This is a genomic window from Limimaricola soesokkakensis (assembly GCF_900172345.1).
GTDB classification, from domain to species: domain Bacteria; phylum Pseudomonadota; class Alphaproteobacteria; order Rhodobacterales; family Rhodobacteraceae; genus Limimaricola; species Limimaricola soesokkakensis.
In genome coordinates this window covers 68,439-90,205 of sequence record NZ_FWFY01000001.1, presented here as the reverse complement: position 1 = coordinate 90,205, position 21,767 = coordinate 68,439, and the positions used below count along the sequence as shown (strand labels likewise).

The 21,767-nt window shown below is 68.8% G+C and carries 23 protein-coding genes; 12 read left to right on the top strand and 11 right to left on the bottom strand.

What is annotated here, in order from left to right:
* Window positions 1-71 precede the first annotated feature (71 nt).
* The 6 genes from LOS8367_RS00400 to LOS8367_RS00375 all read right to left on the bottom strand — a co-directional run bounded on the left by LOS8367_RS00400 (window position 72) and on the right by LOS8367_RS00375 (window position 7,249).
* Window positions 72-488 carry a secondary thiamine-phosphate synthase enzyme YjbQ gene (locus tag LOS8367_RS00400; RefSeq protein ID WP_085894472.1) on the bottom strand — a complete coding sequence of 139 codons (417 nt, stop codon included), beginning with the start codon at window positions 486-488 and terminating at the stop codon, window positions 72-74.
* Window positions 489-491: 3 nt separating this feature from the next.
* Window positions 492-749, bottom strand: a complete 258-nt coding sequence (locus LOS8367_RS00395) for a hypothetical protein (RefSeq protein ID WP_085894471.1) — start codon at window positions 747-749, stop codon at window positions 492-494.
* 118 nt (window positions 750-867) lie between these two features.
* Complete coding sequence (locus tag LOS8367_RS00390; RefSeq protein ID WP_085894470.1) at window positions 868-2,415, bottom strand: DNA recombination protein RmuC; 1,548 nt, start codon at window positions 2,413-2,415, stop codon at window positions 868-870.
* Window positions 2,416-2,540: 125 nt separating this feature from the next.
* Window positions 2,541-4,532, bottom strand: a complete 1,992-nt coding sequence (gene rpoD, locus LOS8367_RS00385) for an RNA polymerase sigma factor RpoD (protein ID WP_085894469.1) — start codon at window positions 4,530-4,532, stop codon at window positions 2,541-2,543.
* 158 nt (window positions 4,533-4,690) lie between these two features.
* Window positions 4,691-6,658 carry a DNA primase gene (gene dnaG, locus LOS8367_RS00380; RefSeq protein ID WP_085894881.1) on the bottom strand — a complete coding sequence of 656 codons (1,968 nt, stop codon included), beginning with the start codon at window positions 6,656-6,658 and terminating at the stop codon, window positions 4,691-4,693.
* 135 nt (window positions 6,659-6,793) lie between these two features.
* Window positions 6,794-7,249 (bottom strand): nucleoside deaminase, encoded by a 456-nt coding sequence (locus LOS8367_RS00375; RefSeq protein WP_085894468.1) that lies wholly within the window; start codon window positions 7,247-7,249, stop codon window positions 6,794-6,796.
* 64 nt (window positions 7,250-7,313) lie between these two features.
* On the opposite strand from LOS8367_RS00375, the gene LOS8367_RS00370 reads away from it, so the two are divergent.
* From LOS8367_RS00370 to dtd, 9 genes are all read left to right on the top strand, one after another.
* Window positions 7,314-8,378 (top strand): pseudouridine synthase, encoded by a 1,065-nt coding sequence (locus LOS8367_RS00370; RefSeq protein ID WP_085894467.1) that lies wholly within the window; start codon window positions 7,314-7,316, stop codon window positions 8,376-8,378.
* Between the two features lie 66 nt (window positions 8,379-8,444).
* Window positions 8,445-8,657, top strand: a complete 213-nt coding sequence (locus LOS8367_RS00365; RefSeq protein ID WP_085894466.1) for a hypothetical protein — start codon at window positions 8,445-8,447, stop codon at window positions 8,655-8,657.
* Window positions 8,657-9,553: a 5-bromo-4-chloroindolyl phosphate hydrolysis family protein gene (locus tag LOS8367_RS00360; RefSeq protein WP_085894465.1), complete on the top strand. Its 897-nt coding sequence runs from the start codon at window positions 8,657-8,659 to the stop codon at window positions 9,551-9,553. The genes LOS8367_RS00365 and LOS8367_RS00360 overlap by 1 nt, the downstream gene beginning before the upstream one ends.
* Window positions 9,553-10,725, top strand: coding sequence for a toxic anion resistance protein (locus LOS8367_RS00355; protein ID WP_085894464.1), 1,173 nt, complete (start codon window positions 9,553-9,555; stop codon window positions 10,723-10,725). Before LOS8367_RS00360 ends, LOS8367_RS00355 begins: the two co-directional genes overlap by 1 nt.
* A 44-nt stretch (window positions 10,726-10,769) precedes the next feature.
* Window positions 10,770-11,735, top strand: a complete 966-nt coding sequence (locus LOS8367_RS00350; RefSeq protein ID WP_085894880.1) for a DUF2927 domain-containing protein — start codon at window positions 10,770-10,772, stop codon at window positions 11,733-11,735.
* Window positions 11,736-11,756: 21 nt separating this feature from the next.
* A complete protein-coding gene (locus LOS8367_RS00345; protein ID WP_085894463.1) occupies window positions 11,757-12,872 on the top strand; it encodes an SPFH domain-containing protein in 1,116 nt (371 codons plus the stop codon).
* Window positions 12,873-12,936: 64 nt separating this feature from the next.
* Complete coding sequence (locus tag LOS8367_RS00340) at window positions 12,937-14,019, top strand: TFIIB-type zinc ribbon-containing protein (protein ID WP_106535029.1); 1,083 nt, start codon at window positions 12,937-12,939, stop codon at window positions 14,017-14,019.
* 76 nt (window positions 14,020-14,095) lie between these two features.
* Window positions 14,096-15,010, top strand: a complete 915-nt coding sequence (locus tag LOS8367_RS00335; protein ID WP_085894461.1) for a carbohydrate kinase family protein — start codon at window positions 14,096-14,098, stop codon at window positions 15,008-15,010.
* Window positions 15,007-15,450, top strand: coding sequence for a D-aminoacyl-tRNA deacylase (gene dtd / locus LOS8367_RS00330; protein WP_085894460.1), 444 nt, complete (start codon window positions 15,007-15,009; stop codon window positions 15,448-15,450). The genes LOS8367_RS00335 and dtd overlap by 4 nt, the downstream gene beginning before the upstream one ends.
* 6 nt (window positions 15,451-15,456) lie before the next feature.
* Here dtd and LOS8367_RS00325 read toward each other — a convergent pair whose 3' ends face one another.
* The 4 genes from LOS8367_RS00325 to LOS8367_RS00310 all read right to left on the bottom strand — a co-directional run bounded on the left by LOS8367_RS00325 (window position 15,457) and on the right by LOS8367_RS00310 (window position 18,087).
* Complete coding sequence (locus tag LOS8367_RS00325; RefSeq protein ID WP_242665471.1) at window positions 15,457-15,969, bottom strand: CAP domain-containing protein; 513 nt, start codon at window positions 15,967-15,969, stop codon at window positions 15,457-15,459.
* A gap of 90 nt (window positions 15,970-16,059) precedes the next feature.
* Window positions 16,060-16,857, bottom strand: coding sequence for a metal ABC transporter permease (locus LOS8367_RS00320; protein WP_085894878.1), 798 nt, complete (start codon window positions 16,855-16,857; stop codon window positions 16,060-16,062).
* Between the two features lies 1 nt (window position 16,858).
* Entirely contained in the window at window positions 16,859-17,620 is a 762-nt protein-coding gene (locus LOS8367_RS00315) for an ATP-binding cassette domain-containing protein (protein ID WP_085894459.1), read from the bottom strand.
* Window positions 17,617-18,087, bottom strand: a complete 471-nt coding sequence (locus LOS8367_RS00310; RefSeq protein WP_085894458.1) for a helix-turn-helix domain-containing protein — start codon at window positions 18,085-18,087, stop codon at window positions 17,617-17,619. Before LOS8367_RS00310 ends, LOS8367_RS00315 begins: the two co-directional genes overlap by 4 nt.
* Before the next feature lie 95 nt (window positions 18,088-18,182).
* On the opposite strand from LOS8367_RS00310, the gene LOS8367_RS00305 reads away from it, so the two are divergent.
* The gene (locus LOS8367_RS00305; protein ID WP_085894457.1) at window positions 18,183-19,238 is read left to right on the top strand and encodes a zinc ABC transporter substrate-binding protein; all 1,056 of its coding nucleotides are present in this window, start codon (window positions 18,183-18,185) and stop codon (window positions 19,236-19,238) included.
* On the opposite strand, the gene LOS8367_RS00300 is transcribed toward LOS8367_RS00305, so the two are convergent.
* A complete protein-coding gene (locus LOS8367_RS00300; protein WP_085894456.1) occupies window positions 19,235-20,620 on the bottom strand; it encodes a diguanylate cyclase domain-containing protein in 1,386 nt (461 codons plus the stop codon). The two genes, LOS8367_RS00305 and LOS8367_RS00300, sit on opposite strands and share 4 nt — an antisense overlap.
* Window positions 20,621-20,714: 94 nt before the next feature.
* On the opposite strand from LOS8367_RS00300, the gene LOS8367_RS00295 reads away from it, so the two are divergent.
* Window positions 20,715-20,993: a DUF3572 domain-containing protein gene (locus tag LOS8367_RS00295; protein ID WP_085894455.1), complete on the top strand. Its 279-nt coding sequence runs from the start codon at window positions 20,715-20,717 to the stop codon at window positions 20,991-20,993.
* On the top strand, window positions 20,990-21,697 hold the full coding sequence (locus LOS8367_RS00290) for an HAD family hydrolase (RefSeq protein ID WP_085894454.1): 708 nt from the start codon (window positions 20,990-20,992) through the stop codon (window positions 21,695-21,697). Before LOS8367_RS00295 ends, LOS8367_RS00290 begins: the two co-directional genes overlap by 4 nt.
* Window positions 21,698-21,767 lie beyond the last annotated feature (70 nt).

Here is a 21,767-nt window from a genome sequence, read left to right as displayed (position 1 = left end):
CAGCCAGTATAGGGGGACGCCCAAGGATTGGGTAGGGGTCGCGGCGGACCCACCATATGACGCGGGCCGCTTCAGCGCAGCAGTGCCACGACCTCACGACGATGCGGGCGTGAGCGATGCTCGAACAGATAGATCCCCTGCCACGTCCCAAGCGCCATGCGCCCGCCGATCACCGGGATCTGCAAACTCGTGGGCAGGAGCGCCGCCTTGATGTGGCCCGGCATGTCGTCAGGCCCCTCATAGGTATGGGTGAGATAGCCCATCGACGGATCGTCCGAAGGCGGCACGAGGCGGTGGAAGAAAGCGGCCAGATCCGTCCGTACCTCGGGATCGGCGTTCTCCTGAATCAGCAGGGAACAGGAGGTGTGCCGCACGAAAAGCGTCAGGAGCGCCTCGTTCGGCGCGTCCTGCGCGATCCAGTCGGCCACCTGCCGGGTGAACTCGGTCAGCCCCGGGCCCCGGGTCTCGATAACGAAGCTCGTGTTCAAGGCTCAGCCGATGACGACGCAGCGCACCGAGGGGCTGCCGGCGGCACCGCCCTCGGCGCCGACGAAGACCTGCTCCAGCGTCGCCCGGCAATCCGCGAGTTCGGCGGCAGTTACGGGGATCTCGATCGAGCCGTCGAGGTCATAGCGCGCGGCCGGCTCGGTCACGTCGGCAAAGCCCGCGGCCGAGGACAAGATCGGGGCGACGCCCATCAGCGGCATGGTGATGGCGGCGGCAAAGGCGATGGCGATCAGCTTGTTCATGGCGGTGTCTCCCGTCTCGATCCTGCCTGACCAACACCGGAACATGGAGAAGGTTTCGAACTAGTTCACATGACCTTGGAGGCCAGTGTCCGAGCAGCAACACTCGCCCATCGAGAGGCTACTCGGCGGGCTCCTGCACGCCGATGGCGCGCGGCGCCGGATCATCCTCATCGGCCCCGTCGAATGCGACGCCGAGGCTCTTCTGGGTGCGCGCGCCCATGGATTTCAGCATTTCGATCTGCCGCAGCACGTTGCCATTGCCGGTCGAAAGCTGCCCCATCGCATCGCCATGCGCCTTGCTGGCCTGTTCGAGGGCACGGCCCACCTGCTGCATGTTGCCGACGAAGTTCGCGACTTTGTCGTAGAGCTTGCCCGCCCGGTCGGCGATCGCCTCGGCATTGCTCTCGCGCCGCTCGACGGTCCAGATATGATCGACGGTGCGCAGCGTCACCATCAACGTCGAGGGGGTCATCACTCCTACCCCCTTGGACACCGCATAGGCGGTCAGGTCGCCGCTTTCGGCCAGTGCCGCCGAGAGCGCACCCTCGATCGGCATGAACATCAGCACGTAGTCGACCGAGCCCTCCTCCATCGCGTGATAGCCCTTGGCAGCGAGCTGATCGATGTGGCGGCGCACGGAGGCCACGTGCTCGCGCAGGTGCCGTGCCCGCTCTTCCTCGGTCTCGGCGTTGACGGCAGCCTCATAGGCCACGAGGCTCACCTTGCTGTCGATCACGAGGCTCTTGCCACGCGGCATCTTCACTACCACGTCGGGGCGCCAGCGCGCGCCCTGCTCGTCGGTGCGGCTCTCCTGCACGACATAATGGGTGTCGCGCTCCAGCCCCGAGCTTTCGAGGATGCGTTCGAGGATCATCTCGCCCCAAGCGCCCTGCTTCTGCTTGTCGCCCTTGAGCGCGCGAGTGAGGGCGGCGGCCTCGGAGCGGATCGTCTCGGACTGGGTGGTCAGCATCTCGATCTGCTTACCCAGCCGCGCGCGCTCCTCGTCGGCCTTGCCATGAACCTGCCGCAGCTCGGACTCGAAGCGCGAGACGTGATCGCGGAACGGGGTCAGCAGTTCGGTGAGCGTCCGGGTGTTGGCTTTGGAGAAATCCTCCCCGGTCTGGCGCAGGGTTTTCGTCGCCAGTTCCTCGAAGCGGCGCGACATCTCTTCCCGCAGCTCCTTGAGTTCCTTGATGCGCGTCTCTGCGGCCTCGATCTCGCCGGCGCTCCGGGCCTGCAGCGTCGCATGGTCGGACTGCAGCTGCGCGTGACGCTCCTGCAGCTCGCGCATCTCGGCGGTGATGCCCGAGAGCTGCCCTTTCAGGTCGTCGCGCGCCTGTTCCAGCCCCCGCTTGGCCTCCTCCAGCGCCGCCTTGGCGGCGCGGGTTTCGCCATGCGCCGCCTCGGTCTCGAACTGGGCGCGCCGCGCCGCCGTCAGCTCGTCCTTGAGCGCGGCCAGCTCGCGCTCGCGCTCCTCAAGCCGGGTGCGCTGCCCCTCGGCCTGGCCGCGGATCTCGTCGGCGTCGCGCCGCCCCGCCTCCATCTCTCCGCGCAGCCCAGCAAGCGTGGATCGCGCGCCTCTCAGGGCGGTGATAGTCACTGCGAGGGAAATCAGCAGAACGAGGGCAGTGGCCAGGGCAACGAGGCTGAGGGGATCGGAGGGCATGAGGGCATCCTTGCTGGAACTGCGCCGATGTTCACGGTTCGACCCTGATCCGTCAACCCGGCGTTGCAGATACGAAAAACGGCGGCGGGATGTCCCGCCGCCGATCTGAACCTAACCGAACGAACTTATTGATCGAGGAAGCTGCGCAGCTTGCGCGACCGGCTCGGATGCTTGAGCTTGCGCAGCGCCTTGGCCTCGATCTGACGGATCCGTTCGCGGGTCACCGAGAACTGCTGGCCGACCTCTTCGAGCGTGTGATCGGTGTTCATGCCGATACCGAAGCGCATCCGCAGAACCCGCTCCTCGCGTGGGGTGAGCGAAGCCAGAACCCGCGTCGTAGTTTCCTTCAGGTTCTCCTGAATCGCCGAATCGAGCGGCAGGATCGCGTTCTTGTCCTCGATGAAGTCGCCGAGCTGGCTGTCCTCCTCGTCGCCGATCGGCGTCTCGAGCGAGATCGGTTCCTTGGCGATCTTCATCACCTTGCGAACCTTCTCGAGCGGCATCTGCAGTTTCTCGGCCAGCTCCTCGGGCGTCGGCTCGCGGCCGATCTCGTGCAGCATCTGGCGGCCGGTCCGGACCAGCTTGTTGATCGTCTCGATCATGTGCACCGGGATCCGGATGGTGCGCGCTTGGTCGGCGATCGAACGGGTGATCGCCTGGCGGATCCACCAGGTCGCGTAGGTCGAGAACTTGTAGCCGCGGCGATACTCGAACTTATCCACGGCCTTCATCAGGCCGATGTTGCCTTCCTGGATCAGGTCGAGGAACTGCAGGCCCCGGTTCGTGTATTTCTTGGCGATCGAGATCACGAGACGCAGGTTGGCCTCGACCATCTCCTTCTTGGCCTGCCGGGCTTCCTTTTCGCCCTTCTGGACCTGCTGGACGATGCGGCGGAACTCGCCGATGTCGACGCCGACATACTGACCGACCTGCGCCATCTCGGCGCGCAGTTCCTCGATCTTGCCGGCCGAGCGCTCGAACAGCGCCTGCCAGCCGCGGCCCGGCTTCTCGGCCATGCGGTCCATCCAGGACGGGTCGAGTTCGGCGCCGCGATACTCGTCGATGAACTCGCGGCGGTTGATGCGGGCCTGGTCCGCTAGCTTCACCATCGAGCTGTCGATCGACATGATCCGGCGGTTGATGCCGTAAAGCTGGTCGATCAGCGCCTCGATGCGGTTGTTATGCAGGTGCAGCGAGTTCACCAGCACGACCAGCTCGGAGCGCAGGGTCTGGTAGTCGGCCTCGTTGGCCTTGGAGAAGGTCGCGTCCTCGTTCAGGGTCGCGGACATGCGCGCGTCCTGCATCGCAGAGAGACGATCGAAGTTCTCGGCGATGGTGTCGAGCGTTTCAAGCACGCGCGGCTTCAGCGCGGCCTCCATCGCGGCGAGCGACATGTTGTGCTGCTCGTCGTCCTCGTCGTCGTCGTCATTGTTGCGGATCGGATTGCCGTCGGCGTCGTATTCGGCCTTGTCGCCGCCGCGCTCGGCCTTCTCGCCGCCGGCAGCGGTGGCGGCCTCGACCACGGGCTCGTCGCCCTCTTCTTCGCCCATCTGGCCCGAGAAGGTGGTTTCAAGATCGATCACGTCGCGCAGCAGGATGTCCTCGGACAGAAGCTCGTCGCGCCAGATCGTGATCGCCTGGAAGGTCAGCGGGCTTTCGCAAAGCCCCGCGATCATGGTGTTGCGACCGGCCTCGATGCGCTTGGCGATGGCAATCTCGCCCTCGCGCGACAGCAGTTCGACCGAGCCCATCTCGCGCAGATACATGCGGACGGGATCGTCGGTGCGGTCGAGCTTCTCGGCCTCGGCACCGGCCAGCGCCACGTCGCGATTGCCGCCCACCGTGGCGATCTCGCGCGAGCCGCCGTCGTCGGACTCTTCGCTTTCCTCGGCCTCGGTCACCTGGATGCCCATCTCCGAGAGCATCGACATGACGTCCTCGATCTGGTCCGAGGAAACCTGATCCGGCGGCAGCACCTGATTGAGCTGGTCGTAGGTAATGTAGCCGCGCTCGCGCGCCTCGGAGATCATCTTCTTGACCGCCGCCTGGCTCATGTCGAGCGTCATCGCCCCGTCCTGGTCATCGTCCTTGCGGTCGTCGGTGTCTTTCGCGGCCATGAAGGGCTCCTCGTTCGGTGAACGTCCTGTCCAGCGCCGGGCAGTGATTCGGACTGTCCGAATCAACCCTCAAGGGTCGCGATTCGCAACCACCCTGCGCCCGATTCTTTGATGTATGCGCAACGTCCGTCGCCGAATCGGATGCGACGGGCTGCTATTCAGCTGCCCTTTGGGCCTGCCTTGCCGAAGGCAATGGTTCCCAGAAGCGCGTCGAGTTCGGACCTTTCGTCGCGCCGCATCGGTGCGCCGTTGGTCCCGTACTCGTATTCGGTCGTATCCTCCCCATCGCCCCGTCCGGCGCGGTCGAGTGCCTCGGCGGCGCGTGACAATCGCCAGGTAAGCCCTTCGTCACTGAGCCCGGACAGATCCTCGACCGCCTCCGCGAGTTCCCTCGCATGGCCGCGCCTCGCATCGAGCTTGGCCAGTTCCTCGGCCAGGCACATGCGCGCGAGTTCGGGGTCGCCGGGCTTCCGGACCGCCGGGCTGATCGCCACATGGCGTTGTGCGAACAGGGTTTCAAGAGCCTCCGCGCCGAGCCGTGCCTCGAGCGCGCCGCGCAGATCGGTCTCGTGGTGGCAGGCAAGTATGCCATGCACCAGCGCGGCGTGGTCGGGATCGCGGCATTCCATCCGCTCCAGCGCCGGTTCGAACTCGTGCAGTACCTGCGGCGTCGCGATCAGCGTCGCGAGGATCACCGCTTCGCGCAGATGATCCTCGACTGCGCCGCCGGTCGCGAGCATCGAGGCGCGCGCCGAGGGGCTGGGCGCCAACGGCAGTTGGCCCGGCTTGAAAAAGCCGCCCTTGCCACCCCGGTCGATCCGGGTCGGACCGTTCTGGCGGCGCGGGTTGAACAGCTCCCATTTCAGCCGCTTCAGTTCCTGCTCGTAATGGCCGCGCAGGTCGGGATCGCGGATCAGCGCCACCGCGTCGCGCAGCCGCTTGTCGAGAGCGGCGCGCCGTTCGGGGCTGTCGAAATCATGCCCCTCGGTTTCGCGCCGCCACAGCAACTGCACCATCGGCTGCGCGTTCGACACGATCTCGCGCATGGCGCCCGCGCCCTTGGCGCGGATCAGGTCGTCGGGGTCGAGCCCCTCCGGCATCAGCGCGAATCGCAGGCCGTGTCCCGCGCCGATCAGCGGCAGCGCCAGATCGATGACCCGCCGCGCGGCGCGCAAACCGGCCGCGTCGCCGTCGAGCGCGATCACCGGCTCGGGATGGACGCGCCACATCAACTGCAGCTGGCTCTCGGTAACGGCGGTGCCCAGCGGCGCCACCGCCGCCTTCAACCCGGCCTCGGACAGAGCGATCACGTCCATGTAGCCCTCGGCCACCACGAGCGGCGCCCCCTTGCCGGCGGCCTCGCGCGCGGGCGCGAGATTGTAGAGGTTGCGGCCTTTGTCGAAGAGCTCGGTCTCCGGCGAGTTGAGGTATTTCGCGCGTGCGTTCGGATCCATCGCCCGCCCGCCCAGCGCGATGGCGCGGCCGCGCCCGTCGCGGATCGGGAAGATGATGCGCCCCCGGAACCGGTCGTAAATCGCGCCACCGCCCTCGGGTTTCGCCGCGAGACCGGCCGCGACGATCATCTCCTCGGCAATACCCTTGCCCTTGAGTGCCCGGGTCAGCGCGGCGCGGTCGTCGGGGGCAAAACCCAGCTCCCAGCGCGCCTGCGCTTCCGGATCGAGGCCGCGCCCGGCAAGGTAGTCGCGCGCGGCGCTTGCGGCGTTGGTCTTGAGCTGCATGCGGAACCATTGCACCGCCTGCTCCATCACCTCGACCAGCTCGGAACGGCGATCCGCCTTCTTCTGCGCCTGCGGGTCACGCTCGGGCATCGGCAGGCCCGCCTCAGCGGCGAGGATTTTCACCGCGTCGATGAAGTCGACATTCTCGGTCTCGCGCACGAAGGAGATCGCGTCGCCCTTCGCGTGGCAGCCGAAGCAGTAGTAGAAGCCCTTGCGGTCATCGACGTGAAAGCTCGCCGATTTTTCCTGGTGGAACGGACATGGCGCCCAGAAGTCGCCCTTGCCCTGGTTCGACTTCTTCATGTCCCACGCGACCTTGCGCCCGACCACCTGGCCGAGGCTGAGACGCGTGCGCAATTCGTCGAGGAAACCGGGAGGTAGACTCATGGCCACAATATCGGGCCGGGCCGCCGCCAAGTCCAGAACCCGCCCCACAGGTGATCGATCAATTCTTCCGCCCCGCCCCCCAGGTTCATCTTTCCGAAAATACGCATGGCGCCACATCGCCCCCGCGCACTCGGCTCACCCCTTGCGAAGCCCCGCGAAGAACCGGGTCAGCAACGCCTCGGCCTCCGCCTCCGCGATGCCATCGAAAATCTCAGGCCGGTGGTGGCATTGCGGATGCGCGAACACCCGCGCCCCTTGCGCGACGCCGCCCGACTTGGGGTCCGCCGCGCCGTAATGCAGTCTTGCGATGCGGGCGAAGGAGATGGCGGCGGCGCACATCGGGCACGGCTCCAGCGTCACCCAGAGCGCGCAACCCGTGAGCCGCTCGGAGCCCAGCGCCACGCAGGCGGCGCGGATCGCCAGCATTTCGGCATGGGCCGTGGGGTCGCACAGCTCGCGGGTCCGGTTGCCGGCGCGTGCGATCACCGCGCCCGAGGCATCCGCCACCACCGCGCCTACGGGCACTTCGCCGCGCGTGGCGGCGGCGCGCGCCTCGGCCAGCGCCAGATCCATGTGCGAGTGAAACCTCATGCGCCCTGATGCCCCGGCACGCGCGGCGCTGGCAAGGGACCGCGCAAGCGGGTATGGCGGGAAGATGGACAAGAACGACACCCCCGAGGGCGACCGGATCGCCAAGGTTCTCTCCCGCGCAGGCGTTGCCTCGCGGCGCGAGGCGGAGCGCATGATCGAGGACGGCCGCGTCAAGGTGAACGGCGAGCGGATCTTCAGCCCGGCGCTGAACGTCACCGCGACGGACCGCATCACCGTCGACGGCGCGCCATTGGCCGCGCCCGAACCGGCGCGGCTCTGGCTCTATCACAAACCCGCCGGGCTGGTGACCAGCGCCTCGGACGAGAAGGGCCGCAAGACCGTCTTCGACGATCTGCCCGAAGACATGCCGCGCGTGATGAGCGTGGGCCGGCTCGACCTCAACTCCGAGGGGTTGTTGCTGCTGACCAATGACGGCGAACTGAAGCGGCGGCTGGAGCTGCCCTCGACCGGCTGGCTGCGCCGCTACCGGGTACGGATCAACGGTTCGGTCAGCGAGGAAAAGCTCGACCGGCTGCGCAAGGGCATCTCGGTCGAAGGCGTCGACTACCAGCCGATGCAGGTGACCTTCGACCGCCAGCAGGGCGCAAACGCCTGGCTGACGATCGGGCTGCGCGAGGGCAAGAACCGCGAGATCCGCCGCGCCATGGCGGCGCTGGACGTGACGGTGAACCGGCTGATCCGGATCAGCTACGGCCCGTTCCAGATCGGCAATCTCGAGCCCGGCGAGGTCGAAGAAATCCGTCCCAAGGTGCTGCGCGAGCAACTCGGCGAAAGCGATGGCCCCAAGGTGCAGCGCCGCCGCCCCGATGGCAGCACCGGTGCCAAACCCGGCCTCCGCGGCGGCGGCCCCAAGGGGCCCGGCGGCGCGCGCAAGCAGGCGAGCGAGGCCAAGCGATCGGGCTCGGCCAAGGGGACCGCGCCCGACGCGGCCAAGCGGCCCGGCGGCACCGGCCGCGTGTTCGGGGCAAAAGCCTCGGGCGGCGGCGACCGCCTTGGCCCCGGAAACCAGCGGCCCAGCCCAAAGGGCGATAGGTCCGGGCCGAAAACCGACCGCCCGACGCGCGGTGGACCGGGAGACAACCGGGGCATCAAGCCTCCCAAACGCTGAGCGCCCCTCGAAAAGCCGCGCGGCACCCCCTATTATCAAAGTGCCTAGTCAAGGGACCGCCCGGCCATGACGCGATTGATTCTGTTGCTCCTTGTCGCCTCCGCGCTGGTCTTTGCCGGGGCGCAATTCCTCGCGGTGCTGCGCGGCATGTCGCAGCGCCGCGCGGCGTTGCCAGCCACACAGGAGGACGCCATGCCCGCGCCGTTCCGTACCATCGCCTATCTCGTGCTGCTGGCCTTGATGGCCGGCACCGCCACCGGCCTTCTGGGGGCCGGCTGATGGCGCGGCGCTTCGGCGGGCGCTACAGCCCCGGACAGCAGGGCGGCCCCGCCGCCCCCGATCCGCGCGATACCGCGCGCGTCGATCCGGCGGGCGCGCGGGTGAACCTGCTCTTCGTGCCCCCGGCCCTGCTGGCGCTGTTTTCGCTCGGCGCCGGGCCGGCCGGGCTGGTCGCGGGGCTGCTCGGCGCGGGCGTGCTTACCGCGGCCGCGTTCCTGCTGCGCGACGGGCTGCGCGCCGAGGCCGAGTGGCGCGCCCGCCCGGTCGCCCGCCGCCCCGCCTGGCCGCGCAAGATGATGGCCTCGGCGCTGACCGGCGTCGGCGTGGCTCTGGCGGCCTGGTCCGGCGATGGCGGGGTGATCGGCGCGGCGCTCTATGGCATCGCCGCCGCGGGGCTGCATGTCGCGGCCTTCGGCATCGACCCCCTGTCCGACAAGCGCATCGAGGGCGTCGACGATCACCAGCAGGACCGCGTGGCGAAGGTGGTCGACGAGGCCGAGAGCTATCTCGCGCAGATGCGCGAGGCGATCGCTGGTCTGCGTGACCGCCGCCTCGACGAGCGCGTCGCCGCCTTTCAGGCCCGGGCGCGGGAGATGATCCGCACCGTGGAGCGCGATCCGCGCGACCTGACGCAGGCGCGGCGCTATCTTGGCGTCTATCTGATGGGCGCGCGCGATGCTTCGGTGAAATTTGCCGATCTCTGGTCCCGCAACCGCGACAGCGCCGCCCGGGCCGAGTATGAATCGCTCCTGACGGATCTCGACCGCAACTTCGCGGCCCGGACCGAGACGATGCTGCTCTCGGACCGGACCGACATGGATATCGAGATCCGGGTATTGCGGGACCGGCTGGCGCGCGAAGGCGTTGTGGCGAAGTCTGAAGAAGGGAACGAGTGATGTCCGACAAGACCCGCGACGCGGCCGCAGCCCGCCTGGCCGAGATCGAGACGCTGAACCAGAGCCGCCTGCCCGAACCGAGCGGCGAGCTGACGCTGGAGCAGGCGGCGCCGGAACAGAGCGCCGAGATCCGCCGCCGGATGACCGAGATCGATCTGGGCGACACCAATTCCATCGTGCGCTTCGGCTCCGGCGCGCAGGCCGAGTTGCAGCAGATCAGCCAGTCGATGCTGGCCGGGGTGCAGAACAAGGATGTGGGTCCGGCGGGCGACAGCCTGCGCGACATCGTCGCCACGATCCGCGGCTTCGACGTGGGCGAGCTCGACCCGAACCGCAAGCGCTCGCTCTGGGACAAGCTGATGGGCCGGGCCAAGCCGCTGGCCAAGTTCACCGAGCGCTACCGCGAGGTGCAGGGCCAGATCGACCGGATCACCGACGAGCTGCTGCGCCATGAGCATGCGCTGATGAAGGACATCGAGAGCCTCGACGTGCTCTATGACAAGACACTGGCCTTCTACGACGAGCTGGCGCTCTACATCGCCGCCGGCGAGGCACGGCTGAAGGAGATCGACGACAAGGAGATCCCTGCGCAGCAGGCCCGAATGGAAGCCGCCTCGGAGGAGGCGCAGGTGATGGCGGCGCAGGAGCTGCGCGACATGCGCGCCGCGCGCGACGATCTGGAGCGCCGGGTGCATGATCTGAAGCTCACCCGGCAGGTGACGATGCAGTCGCTGCCCTCGATCCGGCTGGTGCAGGAGAACGACAAGTCGCTCGTCACCAAGATCAACTCGACCTTGGTGAACACCGTGCCGCTATGGGAGACGCAGCTCGCGCAGGCGGTGACGATCCAGCGCGGCGCGGCGGCGGCAGGCGCGGTGCGCGAGGCCAACGATCTGACGAACGACCTGCTGCGCTCAAACGCCGAGAACCTGCGATCGGCCAACAAGGCGATCCGCACCGAGATGGAGCGCGGCGTGTTCGACATCGAGGCGGTGAAGGCGGCCAATGCCGACCTGATCGCCACGATCGACGAGAGCCTGAACATCGCCGATGAGGGCAAGCGCCGCCGCGCCGAGGCCGAGGCCGAGCTGCGGCGGATGGAGAGCGAGCTGAAATCGGCTCTGGGTGCCGCGCGGGGCCGGGCCGCGACCGGTGCGGGCGCGCGCGGGTAGGACGAGGAATGGTCGTGCGGTCGGTCAGGCTGGTCTACGGGGTCATGGCCCTTGCGTTCGTGGCGAGTTGCGCGCCCGAGGTCGAACTCGTGCCGGTGACGCCGCCGCGCAACCAGCCGGTGGCCAAGCTGCCGGCCGCCAGCGCGCCCACCGTCGCCGCGCCGCCGCCCGCGCGTCCGGCCAACACCCCCGACCCGGTTCGCTCGGCCACCAGCCAGGCGCTGAGCCAGCACTATGCCAAGCTTCAGGCCGACCTGGTCACCCAGGGGCTGCTGCGCGGCGATGGCGGCGGACCCGACACGCCCTTCACCGACACGATGCTGGCGCGCAACTTCATCCGCATCGCGCTGTTCGACGAATACGTGGCCGACGGCCCCGACCTTCGCGCCGAGGCGACGATGAGCCGTCTGCGGCGCTGGGAAAGCCCGATCCGCATGGATGTGCAGTTCGGCGACACCGTCCCGGCCAAGCAGCGGGTGCGCGACCGCAACGCCGTGGCGGCCTATGCCGCGCGTCTGTCGCGGCTCACCGGCGTGCCGATCTCGCAGACCGCGGGGGAGGGCAATTTCTCGGTACTGATCCTGAACGAGGACGACCGCCGGGGCTATGAGGAGCGGCTGCGCCGGATGGTGCCGGGGATCGCCGAAAGCTCGGTGCGGGCATTCCTCAACCCGCCGCGCTCGACGCTGTGCCTCGTCATCGCCTTCTCCGGCGATGGCGGCAACACCTACAGTCGCGCCGTGGCGCTGATCCGGGGCGAGCACCCGGACATGCTGCGCCTCGCCTGCATCCACGAGGAGCTGGCGCAGGGCATGGGGCTTGCCAATGACAGCCCGCAAGCGCGGCCCTCGATCTTCAACGACGACGAGGAGTTCGGCCTGCTGACACGGCATGACGAGCTGCTTCTGAAAATGCTCTACGACCGGCGGCTCAAGCCCGGGATGAGCGCCGTCGAGGCCGCGCCGATCGCGCGCGAGATCGCGGCGGAACTGCTGGGCGGCAACGCCTGATCGCAACACGGGAGACGACCCATGGGCATTCTCGATTTCCTCTCCGGCCAGTTCATCGATGTCATCCACTGGACCGATGACAGCCGCGACACCATGGTCTGGCGCTTCGAGCGCGAGGGCCACGAGATCAAATACGGCGCCAAGCTGACGGTACGCGAGGGTCAGGCTGCGGTCTTCGTGCATGAGGGCCAGCTCGCCGACGTGTTCAAACCCGGTCTCTACATGCTCGAGACCAACAACATGCCGATCATGACCTCGCTACAGCACTGGGACCACGGGTTCCGGTCACCGTTCAAATCCGAGGTCTACTTCGTCAACACCACTCGCATCACCAACCAGAAATGGGGCACCAAGAACCCGGTGATGTGCCGCGATCCGGAGTTCGGGCCGGTGCGGCTGCGCGCCTTCGGCTCCTACGCGATGCGGGTCAAGGACCCGGCCCTGTTCCTGCGCGAGATCGTTGGCACGGATGGCGAGTTCACCACCTCGGAGATCTCCTACCAGATCCGCAACATCGTGGTGCAGGAGGCGAGCCGCGTGCTCGCGGGTTCGGGTATCCCGGTGCTCGACATGGCGGCCAATACCGGCGATCTCGGAAAGGTCGTCCGTGACGCTATCGCCCCGGTAATCGCCCAGTACGGGCTGGAGATACCCGAATTCTACGTCGAAAACATCTCGCTGCCGGAGGCGGTGGAGCGCGCGCTCGACAAGCGGACCTCGATGGGCATCGTCGGCGATCTGGGCCGGTTCGGCCAGTATTCCGCGGCCGAGGCGATGACCACCGCCGCCGCCAACCCGTCGGGCACCATGGGCGCGGGCATGGGCTTTGGCATGGGCATGATCGCGGGTCAGGGCCCATGGGGGCCGATGCCGGGAGCGCAGGCGCCACAGCAGCAACCCCAGGCCGCGCCGCCGCCTCCCCCGCCGGCCGAGCATGTCTGGCACCTCGCCAAGGACGGGCAGACCTCGGGTCCCTTCTCGAAGGCGCGGCTCGGGCGGATGGTGACCGAGGGCGGCTTCACCCGCGACACCTTCGTCTGGACCGCCGGGCAGGATGGCTGGAAGCGCGCCGAGGATGTCGACGAGCTGGCGCAGCTCTTTACCGTGATGCCACCGCCCCCGCCGCCCGCCCCATGAGCCACCCCGTGAGCCGTCCCGCGTGAGTGATCTTCCGAACCTGTCCCGTACCGCCTCCGGCGGCGTGGTCGAGGAGCACCGCTTTCCCTGCCCGGTCTGCGGCAGCGACATGCATTTCGCCCCCGGCACGACCGAACTGGCCTGCACCCATTGCGGCCACCGCGAGGCGATCGCGTCGCTGCGTGATCCGGACGCCACCCGTGAGATCGACTTCGAAAGCGCGCGGCGCGGCGACGTGCCGGTGTCCGAAATCGAGGAGACGCGCACCGCCTCCTGCCCCAATTGCGGCGCGCAAGTGGAATTCGCGCCCGGCACCCATGCCACGCGCTGTCCCTATTGCGACACGGCCGTGGTCGCCGATACCGGCACCCACCGCCACATCAAGCCGCGTGCGCTCCTGCCCTTCGAAATCGACGAGGCGCGCGCCCACGAGGCGCTGACGGTCTGGCTCGGCAGCCTGTGGTTCGCGCCGAACGGGCTGAAGGCATACGCGCGCAAGGGGCGGCGGATGAACGGCATCTACGTGCCGTTCTGGACCTTCGACGCGCAGACCCGGAGCGAGTATCGCGGCCAGCGCGGCGACACCTACTACGTCACCCGCACCGTGATGCGCGACGGCAAGCCCACGCAGGTGAGCGAGCCGCGCATTCGCTGGCGGCGCGTGCGCGGCCGGGTCGCGCGGTTCTTCGACGACATCCTCGTGCTCGGCTCGAAATCGCTGCCCAAGGTGCATACCGACGCGCTCGGCCCCTGGGATCTGCCGGCGCTCACCCCCTACCGGCCGGAATACGTGGCGGGCTTCATGGCCGAGGGTTATCAGGTCGAGCTCGACGCCGCCTATGAGGAGGCGCGCCGGATCATGGATGAGGTAATCCGCTCGGACGTGCGCCGCGACATCGGCGGCGACCAGCAGCGGATCGAGGCACTGGAAACGCGCGTCTCGGACGTGACCTTCAAGCACGTGCTGCTGCCGGTCTGGACCGCCGCCTATCGCTATCGCGGCCAGAGCTACGCCTTCGTGGTCAACGCCCGATCCGGCAAGGTTCAGGGCGCGCGGCCTTATTCCAAGTGGAAGATCGCGCTGGCGGTACTCGCGGCGCTGGTCCTGGCGGCGATTCTCGCCGCTTTGGGCTATCTCAACCAGTGAGCGCGCTTGCATGACCCGGCGTCGGGCGGCATTGTCCGCGCCGATCGAGAAGCCCCAAGATCCGGAAGGAAACCCGATGATCCTCGCCTGCGGCGAAGCCCTGATCGACATGCTGCCCCGCCGCACCGAGGCGGGCGAGACCGCCTTCGCCCCCTATGCGGGTGGCGCGGTCTTCAACACCGCCATCGCGCTCGGTCGCCTCGGCGCGCCCGCCGGTTTCTTCTCGGGGATCTCCTCGGACATGTTCGGCGACATCCTGCGCCAGACGCTCGAAGCCTCGAAGGTCGACAGCTTTCCCGCGCATATCTCCGACCGCCCGACCACGCTGGCCTTCGTCAAGCTGACCGACGGGCACGCCAGCTACAGCTTCTACGACGAGAACACCGCCGGCCGGATGCTGACCGAGGACGACCTGCCCGAGCCCGGCGCCGAGGCGCTGTTCTTCGGGGGCATCTCGCTGATGGTGGAGCCCTGCGCCACGGCCTACGAGGCGTTGCAGGCGCGCGAAAGCGCCACCCGCGTCACTATGCTCGATCCCAATATCCGCCCGAGCTTCATCCGCGACGAGGCCGCCTACCGCGCCCGGATCGAGCGGATGATCGCGCGCGCCGACATCGTGAAGGTTTCGGACGAGGATCTGCATTGGCTCGAAGGCGCAGGCGATACCGCCGATCTCGCGCGCCAGATGCTGGCCAAGGGGCCGAAGCTCGTCTGCATCACCGAAGGTTCGAAAGGCGCGACCGGCTATACCGCCGAGCACGTCGTCAGCGCTGCCGCGCCCAAGGTGCAGGTGGCCGACACGGTCGGCGCGGGCGACACCTTCAACGCGGGCGTGCTGGCGAGCCTGCACCGCGCCGGTCTGCTCAACAAGGCCGATGTCGCGACGCTCGACGAGGACGAGATTCGCGACGCGCTGAGCCTCGGCGCCCGCGCCGCAGCGGTCACCGTCAGCCGCCCCGGCGCCAACCCGCCCTGGGATCACGAGCTTTGAAGGCACTGGTCCAGCGCGTCTCGGAAGCCAGCGTCAGCGTCGATGGCGAGGTGATCGGCCGCTGCGGTCCGGGGCTGCTGGTCTTGGTCTGCGCGATGCAGGGCGACGGCGACGCCCTGCCCGCCAAGCTGGCGGCCAAGATCGCCAAGCTCAGGATCTTTCGCGACGAGGCGGGGCGGATGAACCGCTCGCTGCTCGACACCGGGGGCGGCGCGCTGGTGGTGAGCCAGTTCACCCTGGCCGCCGACACGCGCACCGGTAACCGGCCCGGCTTTTCCACGGCCGCGCCGCCGGAGATCGGCGAACGGCTCTATGCCGCCTTCGCCGAGGAGCTGGCGGCGCTCGGGGTGCCGGTCGAGACCGGGCGCTTCGGCGCCGACATGAAGGTGGCTCTGGTCAATGACGGGCCGGTGACCATTCCACTGGAAATCACCGGCTGAGCCGTCTCAGCAGGGCTGCGCCATCACCAGCACCCAGACCGGGCCCTTCGCACCTTGGGCGATGCCGACGCCGAACTCGCGCGCGCGGTCGAGTTCCATCACCTGACGGTGGCCGGGCGAGCCCTGCCAGCCGGTGATGATCTGACTCGCCCGCGGATAGCCCCAGGCCAGGTTCTCGGCGCTGACACCGGCACAGTAGCCGGTGCGTTCGAGCCGCACGCGATGATCGGAGCCGTCGCTGCCGCGATGCCCGAATTGCCCAGTGCGGGCGAGATCGCAGGCCTGCACCTGCGCGGCCTTGGACAGGTCCCGGTCATGGGTGACCCGGCCGAGCCCCTGAGAGGCGCGGAAGGCGTTGAGGCCGGAAGCGATCCGTGTCGCCTTGGCATTCACCTCGGCGGGAAGCGCGCAGCCACTCGATGCTGCGCTGGCGGTGCTGGCTGAAAACCCGGTGATCTCGGGCGCAAAGCCAAGCGTGGGCAGCGCGGCCAAGGCCGCGGCCAGAATGTATCGTTTCATCTGCTCTCCTCAGACACGTTTTCGCGCTAGGTCGCAGATCGATTGTGGCAAGGGCAAGGCGGGCCGGTTTTTCACCTACCCGCCCGGCAATCATCCGCGCGCAGCCCCGAGCACCCTGAGCGGCAGGCTGCCGGCAAAGAGCATCACGGCAACGCAGACGATCGAAGGGCCGACCGGGGTATCGAGCCACAGCGCGACCTGAACTCCGCCCAGCGCCGAGACCGCCGCAGCCGCGAGCGCCAAGAGAGCCATGGTCTCGGGCGTGCGCGCGGCGCCACGCGCAGCCGCGGCCGGGATCACCAGGAGCGCGGTGATCAGCAACGCGCCCACCACCTTGATCGCCACCGCCACCACGGCAGAGAGGAGCAAGGTCAGGACCAGCGCCTCGCGCCGAGGGGCAATGCCGGAGGCATGGGCCAGGTCGGGCGAGAGCGTTGCCGTGAGCAAACGTCGCCAGCGCCAGACCAGCACACCCACCACCAGCGCGGCTCCGCCCCAGATCCAGGCGAGGTCGCCGCGCGTCACCGTGAGGACGTCGCCGAAGAGGTATAGCTCCAGATCGACGCGCACACCCCCGGTCAGGGCCACGGCGACGAGCCCTGCGGCCAGCGCGCCATGCGACAGCACCCCCAGCACCGTGTCATGCGCGAGGCCGCGCCCCGACAGCGCATGCACCGCCAGCGCCATCGCCAGCGCCGTGCCGAGCACCCCGGGAAACACCGCCAGACCCTGCCCCAGCGCCAGCGCGACGCCGAGGATCGCCGCATGGCTCGTGGCGTCCCCGAAATAGGCCATGCGGCGCCAGACCACGAAGCAGCCGAGCGGACCCGCGGCCAATGCGGTGCCCAGCGCGGCGAGCCCCGCGCGGATCATGAAGTCGTCGAGCATGTCAGCCCTCGGCGTGATGATGGTGGTGATGATGATGCGCGGCGCCACCGCCCTCATGGGCGTGGTCGTGCTCATGGCGATAGAGCGCCAGCTGGCCACCGGTGCCGGTGCCGAACAACTCGCGATAGGCGGGCGCGGCCGAGACCACCTCGGGCGTGCCTTCGCAGCAGACATGGCCGTTGAGACAGATCACGCGGTCGGAGGCCGACATCACCACGTGCAACTCGTGGCTGACCATCAATACCGCGCAGCCCATTTCCCGGCGCAGCGCCGCGATCCGGCGGTAGAAAGCCGCCTGCCCCGGCTGGTCGAGGCCCTGTGTCGGCTCGTCGAGGATCAACAATTGCGGCTGGTTCAGCACCGCGCGCGCCAGAAGCACGCGCTGGAACTGACCGCCCGACAGCGCGGCCATCTGCTTGTGCGCGATTCCGTCCGCGCCGGACTGCGCCAGCGCCGCCTCGGCCTCGGCATCGCCCACCCGGTGCGGCAAGTCGAGAAAGCGCCGCACCGTGATCGGCAAAGACGGGTCGAGCACGAGGCTCTGCGGCACGTAGCCGATGCGCAGACCCCGCGCGCGGCGCACCGTGCCGCGGCGGGGCGCCAGCGCGCCGATCATCAATCGCAGCAGCGTGCTCTTGCCCGAGCCGTTCGGCCCCACTAGCGTGACGATCTCGCCCGGATCGACCCGGAGCGACACGTCGCGCAGCACCGGCGCGGCCTTCGGTCCGAACTCCAGCCCCTTCGCCTCGATCAACGGGGTCATGTCGCGGGGCCCTGGCAGGCGGGGCACAGACCTTCGGCCTCGATCACGGTCTGCTCGATCACGAAACCTGCCTCGGCGGCCGGCCGGGACAGGCCCTCCGCCCCTTGGGTTTCGGCCACCGCACCGCAGCCGCGACAAATCAGGAAGGCGGGCGCATGCGTGGTCCCGGGGCGGGCGCAGGCAACATAGGCCGAGAGCCGCTCGATCCTGTGGGCGAGCCCGTGATCCACCAGAAAGCCCAATGCCCGGTAGGCCACGGGGGGCTTCGAGCCCAACCCCTCGGCATCGAGCCGTGCCAGCACATCGTAGGCACCCATCGCCGAATGCCCCTCCAGCAGGATCTCGAGCACGCGACGACGCAGCGGGGTCAGCCGTGCGCCATCCGCGGCACAGCGCGCTTCGGCGGCACCGAGCGCGCCGCGGATGCAGGCAGCGTGATCGCCGCATGCGAAACCGGGTCCGTCCATGACCGCCTCCTTTATCCCGATAACGGGTCTTGACCATATGTTACGTTATAACATAGCGCATAGCTTCCAAGTACCGGATGCACAAGAGGTTCCCGATGCGCCCCACCCTCCCCGTCGCCGCCGCCTTCGCCCTTGTCACCTCTCCTGCACTTGCCGAGACGCCGAGCGTGGTGGTCGACACCGCGCCACTGCACAGCCTCGTGGCACGGGTCATGGCGGGCGCCGGTACGCCCGAACTGTTGCTGCCGCCGGGCGTCTCGCCCCATGATGCGGCGCTGCGCCCCTCGGATGCGCGGCACCTGTCGCAGGCGGACATGGTGGTCTGGACAGGTCCGGCGCTCGTGCCTTGGCTGGCCGAAAGCCTCGCGGCCCTGGCGCCCGAAGCCGAAACGCTGGCCATGCTCGACAGCGACGGCTGGGAGCGGCTGCCGCTGCGCGAGGACCCGGCCTTCGAAACCGCGCATGGTCGTGGAGACGCGGCGCATGACGACGATCATGATGCTGGCGAGCACGAGGAAACCGAAGGGCATGGAGAGGCCAGCGAGTATGCCGATCACGCGGAAGTCCCGCAGGACGACCACGGCGACGACCACCCGCCTGACGACGAGATGACGCAGACGGACGAGCATGCCGGAGGCGACACGGACCCGCATGCCTGGCTCGACCCGCAGGTAGCGGCGGCCTGGATGACGCGGCTGGCCGAGGCGCTGGCCGAGATCAATCCGGAGAATGCCACGCTCTACCGCGACAATGCCGCCGCCGCGATCGCCGCGGATGCCGATCTTAGCGCGGACATCTCCGAGCGGCTGGCTTCGCTGTCCGGACTGCCCTACCTGGTTCCACACGACGCCTACCAGTATTTCGAGCGTCGCTTTGGCCTGCCGGCAACGGGGGCGGTATCGTTGTCGGACGCCTCGGCTCCGGGGCCGGCCAGGCTCGCGGCGCTGCGCGAGATGATCGAGGCCGGGAGCATCACCTGCATCCTGACCGATCCCGAGACTCCGCCGGATCTCGTGGCGCTGCTGCGCGAGAACACGCAGGCCAAGACGGCCATGGCCGATCCCGACGGGCTGCGGCTTGAGCCCGGCCCCGATCTCTATCCGGCGCTGATCGAGGATCTGGCCGCAGCCTTCGAAAGCTGCCTCGGCTAGGCCGCGCTCGGGCTAACCGTGACGCGGTTTCGCCCGGTCTGCTTGGCCGCGTAGAGCGCCGCATCGGCGTGGCGCATCAGCGTTTCGGCCTCTGTCGCCGGGGCGCTGTGGCACGGCCCCGTCGCCACGCCCACCGAAACGGTGACCTCGCAAGGCAACCCCTCTCCGGACAGGACGAAGGGCTGGTTGCGGATTTTCAGGCACAGCCGCTCGGCGGCGCCGCGGGCCTGTTCGAGGCTGGTCTCGGGCATCGCCACGAGGAACTCCTCTCCGCCGATCCGCGCCAGCAGGTCGGCGGGCCGCAGCCCGTCGCGCAGGCGCCGGGCGACCTGCGCCAGCACCCTGTCCCCCGCCGCATGACCATGGCGGTCGTTCACCATCTTGAAATGATCGATGTCGAGCAGCATCACCGCGATGGGTCGCCGCCGCTTCCGTGCCTCGTCGATCAGCCGCGCCAGATGCGGCAGCGCATAACGCCGGTTCCACAGCCCCGTCAGCTCGTCCGTCAGCGCGGCCTCCAACCCCTGCCGCTCCGTCGCGCGCAGCCGGTCGGCCAACGCCTTCCGGGCCAGCAGGCGCGCGGCCCGGAACGCGATCTCCTCGGGCAGCACCCCGGCCGGCACGACATCATCCGCCCCCAGATCGAGCAGCATGGCCGCCTCGCGCCCCGGCTCCGGCAGCATCACGAGTTGCGCGGCGCGGCGGGTAGCCGATCGGCTGCGCAGCTCCGCGACGATGCGAAACAGCTCGCGCGACGGCTGCCCTTCGGCGCGCAAGGCCGCGCCATCGATCACGTAAAGATCCTCCTGTCCTGCCTCCGCCGCAAAGCTCTGTTGCGGTGCGATGCGGCGCGCCGGCCCCCTCAGGCCAAGGCGCGCGGCCGTTCCAATCTCGGCCCGGGGCGTGATGACGGCGACCTTCTGGCGGGGCGTGAACCCCGCCGCGGCCTCGCAAAAGCCCAGCGCCTGATGGGTGGCGGCCCGGCGCGATAGTTCGCCCTCGGTATCGCGGGCGCGCATCAGGTTGCGGATCCGGGCCTGCAGCAGCGCCACCTGCATCGGCGCCTCGGCCACCTCGTCGGCGCCCGCGCGCAGCAGCGCCAACCTGCACGCCGGATCGGGCCAGCGCCCGGTCACGACCACGGGCAGGCGCGCCGTCGCCGGGCCGGCGCGGAGCCGCTCGAGCAAGCCACTGGCCGCAGCGGGATCGGCGACATCGTCCAGCGGCAGAAACAGCAGGTCGATGCCGGGATCAGGAAGCCGGGCGAGCGCCGCCCCCGCATCCCGGCAATGCAGGCACTCGAAGCCCGCAGCCGCGAGAAGCGCGTCATGCGCGCCCCTTTGCGTTGCGATTCCATCGACGATCAGGATACGACCCGACATGAGCATGTCCTTGTTCGGGCCCTTCGCCCGCTCCCGGTCACAGGGTCGGGAATATTAGTTAACAAAACCCTGCCAATACCTTCGGAGGAAAACCATGAAGCGGGAACGTGCCGAGGTGATCGCGTTGGGAGCGCTGGGCTGGCTCGCGGCCAATGACGAGTTGTGGCCGGTCTTTCTCGGCTCGACCGGTGCCGCGGCGGAGGATCTGCGCAACCGTGCGGCCGAACCCTCCTTTCAGGCCTCGGTGCTGGAGTTCCTGACCATGGACGACGCCTGGGTCACGAGCTTCTGCGACGGCGCCGGGTATGACTATGACGAGCCGCATACCGCCATGCTGGTGCTGGCGGGGCCGTCGCGGATGAACTGGACATGAACCCCACCGCGCTGATCTTCGACAAGGACGGCACGCTGTTCGACTTCCATGCCACTTGGGGCGGCTGGTCGCGCGGGCTGATCGAGGCCGAGGCCGAGGGCGACCCGGTCCGAATGGCGGCGATCGCTGCGGCGCTGGGCTATGACCTCGAGACCGGGCGCTTTGCACCCGACAGCATCGTCATCGCCTCGACCACCGCCGAGATCGCCGATGCGATGCTGCCGCATCTTCTGGGCTGCGACCGACAGGCCCTGATCGCGCGGATGAACGCGAGGGCTGCGGAGGCACCGCAGGTCCCGGCGGTGCCGCTCGCGCCGCTCTTCGCCGAACTGGCGGCGCGCGGCGTGGCGCTGGGACTGGTGACCAATGATTCCGAGGCGCCCGCCCGTGCGCATATCTGCGCCGCCGGCCTGGCCGCGACGTTCGGCTTCGTCGCCGGGGCCGATAGCGGCTTCGGTTTCAAACCGGGCCCCGGCCAGCTGCTCGCCTGCGCCGAGGCGCTGGGCGCGGCGCCCGGCACCTGCGCGATGATCGGCGACAGCCTGCACGATCTGCAGGCCGCCCGCGCCGCCGGGATGGTGGCGGTGGCGGTCCTGACCGGGCTGGCGCCGCGCGACGCGCTGGCCCCGCATGCGGATCTGGTGTTCGACGATATCGGCGCTCTTCCCGCCTGGCTCGATGCGGGAGCGATCACGCAAGCGTGATGTCAGGCGTTGCAACCGGCATCGCCGCGCCGCCGTGTCTGCTGGCGTCACGAGGGGGCAAACACGCCCC